10 protein-coding genes and 1 tRNA gene are annotated in these 8789 nt (G+C 58.5%); 8 read left to right on the top strand and 3 right to left on the bottom strand.

Annotated elements, in window-relative coordinates; all coding sequences use genetic code 11:
* Positions 1 to 114 precede the first annotated feature (114 nt).
* Entirely contained in the window at positions 115 to 903 is a 789-nt protein-coding gene (locus AB2L51_RS14750; protein WP_395583003.1) for an META domain-containing protein, read from the top strand.
* Between the two features lie 307 nt (positions 904 to 1210).
* Positions 1211 to 1903 (top strand): hypothetical protein, encoded by a 693-nt coding sequence (locus tag AB2L51_RS14745; protein ID WP_395583002.1) that lies wholly within the window; start codon positions 1211 to 1213, stop codon positions 1901 to 1903.
* A 76-nt stretch (positions 1904 to 1979) separates the two neighbouring features.
* Here AB2L51_RS14745 and AB2L51_RS14740 read toward each other — a convergent pair whose 3' ends face one another.
* Positions 1980 to 2375, bottom strand: a complete 396-nt coding sequence (locus tag AB2L51_RS14740) for a hypothetical protein (protein WP_395583001.1) — start codon at positions 2373 to 2375, stop codon at positions 1980 to 1982.
* A 252-nt stretch (positions 2376 to 2627) separates the two neighbouring features.
* Here AB2L51_RS14740 and AB2L51_RS14735 point away from each other — a divergent pair, with 252 nt between their 5' ends.
* Both AB2L51_RS14735 and AB2L51_RS14730 read left to right on the top strand, forming a co-directional pair.
* Positions 2628 to 3299 carry a YoaK family protein gene (locus AB2L51_RS14735; protein WP_395583000.1) on the top strand — a complete coding sequence of 224 codons (672 nt, stop codon included), beginning with the start codon at positions 2628 to 2630 and terminating at the stop codon, positions 3297 to 3299.
* Positions 3300 to 3884: 585 nt separating this feature from the next.
* Positions 3885 to 4061, top strand: coding sequence for a hypothetical protein (locus tag AB2L51_RS14730; RefSeq protein WP_395582999.1), 177 nt, complete (start codon positions 3885 to 3887; stop codon positions 4059 to 4061).
* Between the two features lie 70 nt (positions 4062 to 4131).
* On the opposite strand, the gene AB2L51_RS14725 is transcribed toward AB2L51_RS14730, so the two are convergent.
* Entirely contained in the window at positions 4132 to 4434 is a 303-nt protein-coding gene (locus tag AB2L51_RS14725; protein WP_253527723.1) for a YggT family protein, read from the bottom strand.
* A gap of 121 nt (positions 4435 to 4555) precedes the next feature.
* Between AB2L51_RS14725 and AB2L51_RS14720 the strand changes: the two genes are divergently transcribed.
* Positions 4556 to 4631: transfer RNA gene (locus AB2L51_RS14720), tRNA-Ala, on the top strand.
* Positions 4632 to 4753: 122 nt separating this feature from the next.
* On the opposite strand, the gene AB2L51_RS14715 is transcribed toward AB2L51_RS14720, so the two are convergent.
* Entirely contained in the window at positions 4754 to 5143 is a 390-nt protein-coding gene (locus tag AB2L51_RS14715; protein ID WP_395582998.1) for a hypothetical protein, read from the bottom strand.
* A gap of 269 nt (positions 5144 to 5412) precedes the next feature.
* Between AB2L51_RS14715 and AB2L51_RS14710 the strand changes: the two genes are divergently transcribed.
* Genes AB2L51_RS14710 through AB2L51_RS14700 form a run of 3 tightly spaced genes read left to right on the top strand, consistent with a single transcriptional unit; the run spans position 5413 to position 8719 of the window.
* A complete protein-coding gene (locus AB2L51_RS14710; RefSeq protein WP_395582997.1) occupies positions 5413 to 5874 on the top strand; it encodes a (2Fe-2S)-binding protein in 462 nt (153 codons plus the stop codon).
* On the top strand, positions 5871 to 8081 hold the full coding sequence (locus AB2L51_RS14705; protein ID WP_395582996.1) for a xanthine dehydrogenase family protein molybdopterin-binding subunit: 2211 nt from the start codon (positions 5871 to 5873) through the stop codon (positions 8079 to 8081). Before AB2L51_RS14710 ends, AB2L51_RS14705 begins: the two co-directional genes overlap by 4 nt.
* Entirely contained in the window at positions 8081 to 8719 is a 639-nt protein-coding gene (locus AB2L51_RS14700) for a c-type cytochrome (protein WP_395582995.1), read from the top strand. Before AB2L51_RS14705 ends, AB2L51_RS14700 begins: the two co-directional genes overlap by 1 nt.
* Positions 8720 to 8789 lie beyond the last annotated feature (70 nt).

The raw sequence follows: 8789 nt of genomic DNA, 5'->3' as shown, positions 1-8789 counted from the left end.
CCTATACCCCCACAGCCCCCGCTGCCCCCATACGCCATGGGCAAGAAAGCCGTTGTGCCCACACGCCAAAGGGCCATACTGCATACGGTCCGCAATAGAATGAGGAGCCATGCCATGGCCCTGCCGCGTATTCGTTCCCTTCTCGCGTCCTGCGCCTTAACCCTTGTGGCAGGCTGTGCAACGCAACCACAGCCGCTGAACACACCCGGCACGGACAACGGCGTGTATGAAGCCCGTGGGAACGAGCCATTCTGGAACTTCAGCATGGCAGCAGGTACACTGGCCCTGAGCACCCCCGATGGCCCCCGCCTGACCCGCATGATCACCCAGGCCTATACCCGTGGCAACACCCGCCATTACGAGGCCCCCGATCTGGCCGTAACCATAAGCCCCACCCCCTGCCAGGACAGCATGAGCGGGCAGATGTTCACACAAAGCGTGCGCATTACCACCAAGGAACAGACCCTTAACGGATGCGGCGGCAACATTGTGCCCCCCACGCAACTGAACGCCACACGCTGGGTTGCCACACAGCTTGATGGTCATACACTGCACAACGGCAATGTTCTGCCCGATGCGCATGACAGCGCCACGGACGAAAACCCCGACCCGGCGGCAGACATGTTTACCCCCACGCTGGATATTAACGACAGCGGCAAGGTATCCGGGTCAGATGGCTGCAACCGTTATGCCGGTGGCCTTGTTTTTGGCCATGACGGCAAGGTGAGCCAGTCGCCACAGGCGGGTATGAGCACGCTCATGGCCTGCCCGGGTGCGCATGGCCGTGCTTCTGCCCTGTTTTTGGACCTGTTGCACAATGTGCAGTCCTGGAGCATAGAAGAGGGAACCCTTGTGCTCCATACGCGGGAGGGAAAAACCATGCGCCTACGGCAAACTTTTTAAAACGCCGCCACGGCATAAAATTCATACGGACCGCGTTTTGTGCCGCCCTTTTTCCTTGTATGTAAAATACACACAAACACCCAAAAAGCTGTATGAAGGCACTGGGCCATTTTTTTGTCACAGTTCCAAATAAAGATTTCATACCGTCACTAAAGGTAGTTTTTAACAATAAATTTACATTTTTTGTGCAAAAGAGACTGAGTGTATTTTAAGCATAACCTTTCCCATAAGGATTCAAGGGCACGTCATGATACACCGCATTTTTAAAACCCCATCTGCTTCATCCCCTATTCTTTAAAGTATAACCATGCCCAACAGCCAACTTTCCGGGCCTTTTATTCTCACCAAAGCCAGATTTTACGATAAGTTTGTGGAGCTCACCCACGACCATAACCAAAAATTCCGCACAATCATCCATAGCATCAATCAGGAAGAGCTACTGGCCATAACCCTGCGTGCGTTCAAAGGAGCACAGTTGCGGGTTCCCAGTATTCTCAGCGTCGCAAAACGCTTTGCCGACCTGAACGGTACAATTCCGTTCGAAGTCAGCGCCAATCTTTATAAAAATTTTCTCAAGGCAACAGCGCGCGATACTGGAATTTATACAAAAATTACTTTTGCGGAATACCTGTATTATTCAATCCATTATGAACAATGCAAGGAAACCTATAACGCCGAAACACTTATTCCTACTATTTACAACCCGAGCCAGCCACTCGGACGGGTAATGGGTGGGCATATTGCGCTGGAAATTGTGCTGCTGAACGTCTGTCAGGCCAATGCCCGACGCCTGAACGAGACAGAATGGCTGGACACAAATCCGGATATGGACTGCCATACCCAGATCATGCACATCCTCCTCCGCCACCAGCTTTTGACCTTTGAAGATGTGCAGGAAGAGTTTGAGCGGATTATGCTGTACGCGACCGGATTTGTGCTTGATACCGTGCGCACGCTCTCTTCCCGACAGACACCACCTGCGGCCACACCGAAGACCTGAAGCAGGCAGGACCACACGCAGGCACACCCTGCAATGGCCCTGCCCCAAAAACCAGACGGCAGGTCATCAAGCCCGGTTACAGGTGTTCTTCCCCCTGCTGGCTGGCGGGCTGCTGTGGCTGGGCAGAGCCGGGCTGGGCACCGGAAGGAGCCATTGTGCTGCCCGGAGCAGTGGAATGCTCCACATCATAGGCTGTGGCTTTCTGCTCGTATGTGCCTTTTGCGCCGGGATGTTCCTGATCGTACAATTTGGCTTTATTCCGCGCCTCCTTACGATATTCATGCCTGCGGTACATACCAGTGACACACCCGGCCGTAGCGCCCAGCATGGTATGGTCCGCCAGATGCCCGCCAACCGCACCGGCCGCGCCATATTTAAGGCACCCACCCGGTTCGGCCCGTACAATAGTTGCGCCCACTGTTGCCGCCATAAGGCTGGCCAGTCCCAGTGTCATCACGCGGTGCAGTCTCATACGCCTGTCTCTTTCCCATTCCCAAACCAGCCCTGAATTCAGAACCTGTGTTTTTCATACCTCTATCTGGTGGCGGCATTATGGCTTTAAAAGATCCATTTTTCCATTTGAGGCGCTCCAGCGCCAAAGTCCGGCGAAACCCTTGCAACCGTCAGGCGGAAGCTCCCCCGCTCAGGTGATGTTTGCAGCGTTCTGCCCTCTGGGGCACAGTGCATACTCCGCTTTTCAGCCTGAGCACACAGCAAACCCCGCATGCCAGACGCCCCAGCCACCCCCGTAGCCGTATCCGCCCGCCGCATTCTGGTGCTTGGCATTCTGGCAGGGCACATAGATGCGCTCAGCTTTGCCCATCTGGGTGGCCTGTTCGCCTCGGCCATGACCGGTAACACCACGCATCTTTCCGCAGCACTTGCCCATGCCAACTGGCACTACGCCGTGTTGCTGGGCTGCATACTGGCCGTTTTTTTTTGCGCGGGCTTTCTGGCCAGTCTTGTACGCCTGCTTTGGGGGGCCGCCAGAGGCGTAGGACTTATGGCGCTTTTACTACTGGTTGTGCAGGCGGCACAGTTTGGGACACATGCGCGGCTGATCGAACTTGTACTGCTCCCCACCCTTATGGCTATTCAGGGCGAGAGCATTGCCCGCTTTTCCGGCAATGCAATCCAGACCGTGGTCATCACCAGCAACATGCTCAAATGCGCATCCGCTCTGGCCAGCACTCTGGCCATGCGCTGCGGGGCCAGTCAGGGACCGGCATTGCCTGCGGGGGCCATTCTGCTGCCCGGTCTTTCCTGGGTCGGATTTGCCAGCGGGGCCATGCTTGGCGCACTGGCATTGCTATGGCATGCCCCCCTGCCTTTTTTGTGGCCCCTGCCATGGCTTGCCATTCTGTATGTTGATATTGCCCTCTACAAAACCGGATAGCTGAAGCATAAACCCTCCCTGCTACCGGCGATTCGGCGTCCCCTGCCGACACACTACGCAACCTGAAGCATATCCCCTTGATAGGGCGAGCCCCCTATGTTGCGTCCCCCCGGCTCATGGATGGCAGGATAACAGGCATGCATTCCTGCGGTAACAACACCTATAGGGTTGACGACGCTGGCGTGCGCAACCCCCTTATCATGAGAGGGGTCTGAACACCCCCACACCTTCCGCGCGCCAAGATGTGGGGGCGATTTCTGGTCCGGCTTCCACACGCCATGCGCTTGATATTGACGGTTTTCCCCATCCCCTGCATCGCCCGGGCTTAACCACGACTGAGGTGCGGATGACCCGCGCCCGCGGCCCGTTTCTCCTGTTTCCCGCCGTCCTCCCGGTACCCCGGCAGGCGGGCCCCGCCCGAAAATGCCACAACGCCATGCAGCAGATAGCAGTTGACCCCTAAAACCAAAGGAGTAGTGTGACGCTGTCAGATTTGTGAATGAATCCGGCAGGTTCTGCACAGTAGGCATTCCGCGCCAGAACACCAGCAGCTCCTGCCTTACAGGCTACAAAAGGGTTTTTGGAATGGGCATTTATCTGTGCGTAACACTTCTGGGTCTTGACCTGATCGCTTACCTGCTCGGCGGTAACACCGCTGTCATCGGCGTTGCGATCGTGGCGTTTCTGGTGCCGGTTGTCATTATGAGCAGCTACACGCTGACCCACATTGAAAAAGACGGCACCCCGAGCGCTCATCACTGAGCTCTGGTGGATTATCCGTTTAAAAAACCGCCAGCCTGAACGGTCTGGCGGTTTTTTTGTATCCGCTCCCCTAGTGCATGATCAGTGCGCTGAACACATCGGCCAGCAAGGGCTGAATAACGTACTGAATCCCCAGCAGCACCACCATGGGGCTAAAATCGACCCCGCCCGGTGTTGGCAGCACCCGTCGGATAGGAGCCAGAACCGGCTCGGTCAACCGTTCCAGAAACATGCCAATCTTCCAGACAAGCTGGTTGCGGCTGTCCAGTATGCCAAACGCATACAGATTGACAAAAATACAGGATATAAGGAGAATCCAGCAATAAATCTCCAGTATCCGCGTCAGCACCATGAAGAGCGAAAACACAAACACGATATAAAACCAGCTCCCTAAGATTGCAGGCCCGGCAGGGGTACCCTGTGGTTATAGCCCCTACAATACAACTTGACAGAAAAATCGTAAGCCCTGTAAACCACTGCCTGACAGATCAGGCGGGGCTGTAGCTCAGATGGGAGAGCGCCTCGTTCGCAATGAGGAGGTCAGGGGTTCGATCCCCCTCAGCTCCACCAACCGCCTGAGCATGCTGTTGTTTTCCTTAAAAATCTTTGCTTTTGTACACCACCGGCTTCCGTGTTGAGTCGGGGTGAGCGACCGCACACATCATAGGGTGATCAGACGCCGCCCTGGCGCATTAACCTGCCGTCAGCGCCCCCGGCTCCACGGGACTTTCCATGCCAATGCTGCGCACACCCGCGGTTGTCGCCGTGCCTAGCAGAGCGCTTTTAAGGCTTTCCACGGCATCCCTGACAAGTTGCACAATCGCATCCCGGCCCTGATACCCACCAAGCTCAAGCGCATTCTGGTACAGGCTCCAGACCGTGGACCAGATGATGCCCGGTGTAAGATAGAGCGACCATTCATTATCCGCAGGCAATGCGTTTTTGATCTCCTGCAGAATCTGCGCGATTTCTTTCAGATCGAAGGAAATCGCCGTATCTTCACAGGCCTTGTTTTCAACATCCGCGGCAAGACGTGCCAGCTTCCACAAAAGTGCATCCGGGGTGCCGGGGGGGGTGTCCATGGGGAATCGCTCTCCTGATTGCTGTATATCCGTACATGATGAACGCAGGAACAGGCTTGTAGCAACACCACCACTCCCGGCGTGGTGGCCTTTCCCGCACGCTGCAAGGCGCTCTCATCCCTGCATCGGGTCTGCGCGGAGATACGAATATATTCGTTTATATACAGATAATTTTCCCAAAAACCCGAACACATTCTTCATCCTTCCCATTTCGGAAACAAACCAGTTCCATTACATTGCAAGGCCCGGACCCACCCCAAGGAGCGACCATGCTGAGCCTGAACATAAACGGACAATCCCATCAGGTGGATGTCGATCCAGACACCCCCCTCCTGTGGGTTCTGCGCGATGTTCTGGGCATGAACGCCACCAAGTTCGGCTGCGGCATAGCCCAATGCGGTGCCTGCACCGTGCATATGGATGGCCGGGCCGTACGGGCGTGCAACCTGCCGGTAGGGCTGATCGGGGAGCAGCGCATCAGCACGCTGGAAGGGCTGCCCCCCACAGACCCCGTAACCAAAGCAGTGCAGGATGCATGGGTGGCACTGGATGTGGTACAGTGTGGTTACTGCCAGCCGGGACAGATCATGGCGGCCATTGCACTCCTGCGTGCAGTCCCCCACCCCACGGATGAGCAGATAGACAGCGCCATGTCGGCCAATCTGTGCCGTTGCGGCACGTATGTGCGTATTCGCGCAGCCATTCACCATGCGGCGGGAGCACTGGCATGAGCACACCAGCACCACGCCCCACACTGGCCAGCCGCAGGCAGATGCTGGGCGCCGGGGGGGGCCTCCTTCTGGCTACGTTCTGGCCCACGCCACGCCATGGCCGGGCGCAGGGCGCGTCCGTGCCCGCAGGCATGGCCCCCGAACAGGGTCTGTTGGTGGAAAACGCACAGGGAGCCTTTGCCCCCAACGCCTATATCCGCATTGCACCGGACAACAGCATCACCCTTATTCTGCCCAATGTGGAAATGGGACAGGGCATTTACACATCCTCCGTCATGCTGATTGCCGAAGAACTGGGCATAGACATGGCGCAGGTGGCAATTGAAGCTGCTCCCCCCGGTGGCGGGGCCGAAATTACGGGCGGCTCCACCTCGGTCATGACCGAGTGGCTTCCGCTCCGGCAGGCCGGAGCCGCAGCGCGCAGCATGCTGGTACAGGCCGCCGTCACGCGCTGGCAGGTGCCGGTGGCGGAGTGCACAACCCGCTCGGCCGCAATTATCCACGTGCCTACAAAGCGCTCTCTGCCTTTTGGTGCAGTCGCCGCTCAGGCAGCCACGCTGCCCGTGCCGCAGAAACCCACACTCAAGGACCCTGCGACCTACACCCTGCTGGGCAGGCCCCAGCACCGCATAGATAGCGCGGTCAAGGTGCAGGGCCGCGCCATTTTTGGTATGGACTTACAGGTGCCGGGGCAAAAAATCGGCACCGTGGCCGCCTGCCCGGTGGTCGGTGGCACGCTGGCAGGCATGAACAAGGCCGCAGCCCTAGCCATACGGGGTGTGCAGGCCGTGCTGGTCAACACGGCCAACACCACCGTATGCGTTGTAGCCGACCATTACTGGGCCGCGCGCAAGGGCCTGCGCGCGCTCAAGCCCCAATGGCATGATGGCCCTAACGCCCATGTTACGACCCAGACCATCTATGACCAGTTGCATGATGGCCTGAATGGCCCCGCCATTGTGGCCAACACAAAGGGCGATGCCCCAGCCGTTATTGCCCACGCAGCGGCCACGCATACCGCCACCTACCAGCAACCCCTGCTGGCCCATGCCACCATGGAACCCATAAACTGCACCGCCCATGTACGCCCCGATGGGTGCGACATATGGACAGGCACACAAATTGCCGACCGCGCGCGGGACACAGCGGTAGAACTGACCGGCCTGCCCAAAGACAAGGTTAATGTGCACTGCCAGTATATTGGCGGGGGTTTTGGCCGCAGGCTGGAGCATGAATACGTCACCCAGTGCGTGGAGTTCGCCCGGCAGGTGCCCCACCCGCTCAAGATCATCTGGAGCCGCGAGGAAGACCTGACGCACGACCGCTACCGCCCCGCCTATGTGGACCAGATGACCGCCGCACTGGACAGCAAGGGTTTTATAACCGCGCTGACCCACCGCATTGTCGGCCCCGCCGTGGTTGCCCGCTGGGACCCGCCGGAACTGACCAAAGACGGGTATGACGAAGATCTTTCCGTCGCTACCGTTATTACGCCGTACACCTACCCCGCCTACCGGCTGGAGTTTGCCCGGCGCGAAGCCCCCGGCATTGTCACCGCATGGTGGCGCGGCGTAGGCGGTACACGCGGCCTGTTTGTGGTGGAAGGTTTTATTGACGAACTGGCCCACCGCGCAGGCGCGGACCCCGTAGCCTACCGGCGCGCCATGCTGGCCCGGAACCCCCGCGCTCTGGCCGTGCTGGACAAGGCCGCACAGGCCGCAGGCTGGAACACCCCCCTGCCACCGGGCCGCGCACGCGGTGTGGCCGTGCAGTTTGCCTTTGGCTCTTACATGGCCAGCATTGCAGAAGTGGAGATGCCCGAACCCGATAACGTGATTATCCACCGCGTAACCGCAGTGGTGGATTGCGGGCGGGTGCTCAACCCCGATCAGGTCATCTCCCAGATCGAAGGGGGGCTGATCTTTGGCTTTAGCGCTGCCCTTTATAACGAAATCACGCTCGAAGGGGGCCGTGTGCAGCAAAGCAACTTCAACACATGGCGCGTCATGCGCATGAACGAAGCGCCTTGCAAAATTGATGTCCTGCTCATGCCCAGCACGGAAGACCCCGGCGGCATTGGCGAGGTTGGCACCGCAGCCGCAGCCCCCGTTCTGGCCAATGCCATGGCAGCGGCACAGGGGCGGCGCTACCGCACATTGCCACTCCTTTCCCCCCGCAATGGGGCAGACCACAAGGAGCAGGGCTGATGCGTAACCCCATGTCCTTCTCCTTTATTCCCAGTTGTGCGCAGAGCGCACGGGTAAAGTCCTTCCGGGTGGGTAGCGTCCTGTCTGGCGTGTTCCTTGGCGGGGCAGCCCTGCTGGCCACGACAACGCATGCCCATGCAGCGGCCCCTCCCGCCAGTGTGGAAAACGGGCGCTATCTGGCCCGCGCGGCCGACTGCGAGGTCTGCCACACAGCCGAAGGCGGAACACCCTACGCGGGTGGACGGGCCTTCAGCCTGCCGGGGGTGGGGGTTATGTACGCCCCCAACATTACGCCGGACAAAACCGCAGGTATTGGCGCATGGACCGACCAGCAGTTTGTAGATGCCGTGCGCAAAGGTCTATCCCCCCACTGGAAGCACCTTTACCCCGCCATGCCCTACCCCGCCTATGCCCGCATGAGCGATGCAGAGGTTCGGGACATACGCGCCTATCTGGCGACCCTTCCGCCATCACCTCAGAAAACACCTGAAAACTCTGTCAAATTTCCGTTCTCTATCCGCAGCCTCATGGTCTTCTGGAACATGCTCAACGGCCCTGCCGCCAGCTATGCGGATGACCCGGGCAAACCAGTGGAATGGAACCGTGGCCGCTATCTGGTGGAAGGTCCGGGCTGTTGATTTTCACTGAGAACTGACCCGGGTTTTTCATCAGGAATTGACCCAGCCAGATGCTATTTCAGGCACAGTC

It is taken from the genome of Acetobacter fabarum (assembly GCF_040702925.2).
Classification (GTDB): Bacteria; Pseudomonadota; Alphaproteobacteria; order Acetobacterales; family Acetobacteraceae; genus Acetobacter; species Acetobacter fabarum_B.
Note: the sequence above shows the minus strand (reverse complement) of the source record. Positions and strands in the feature narration are given on the sequence as shown.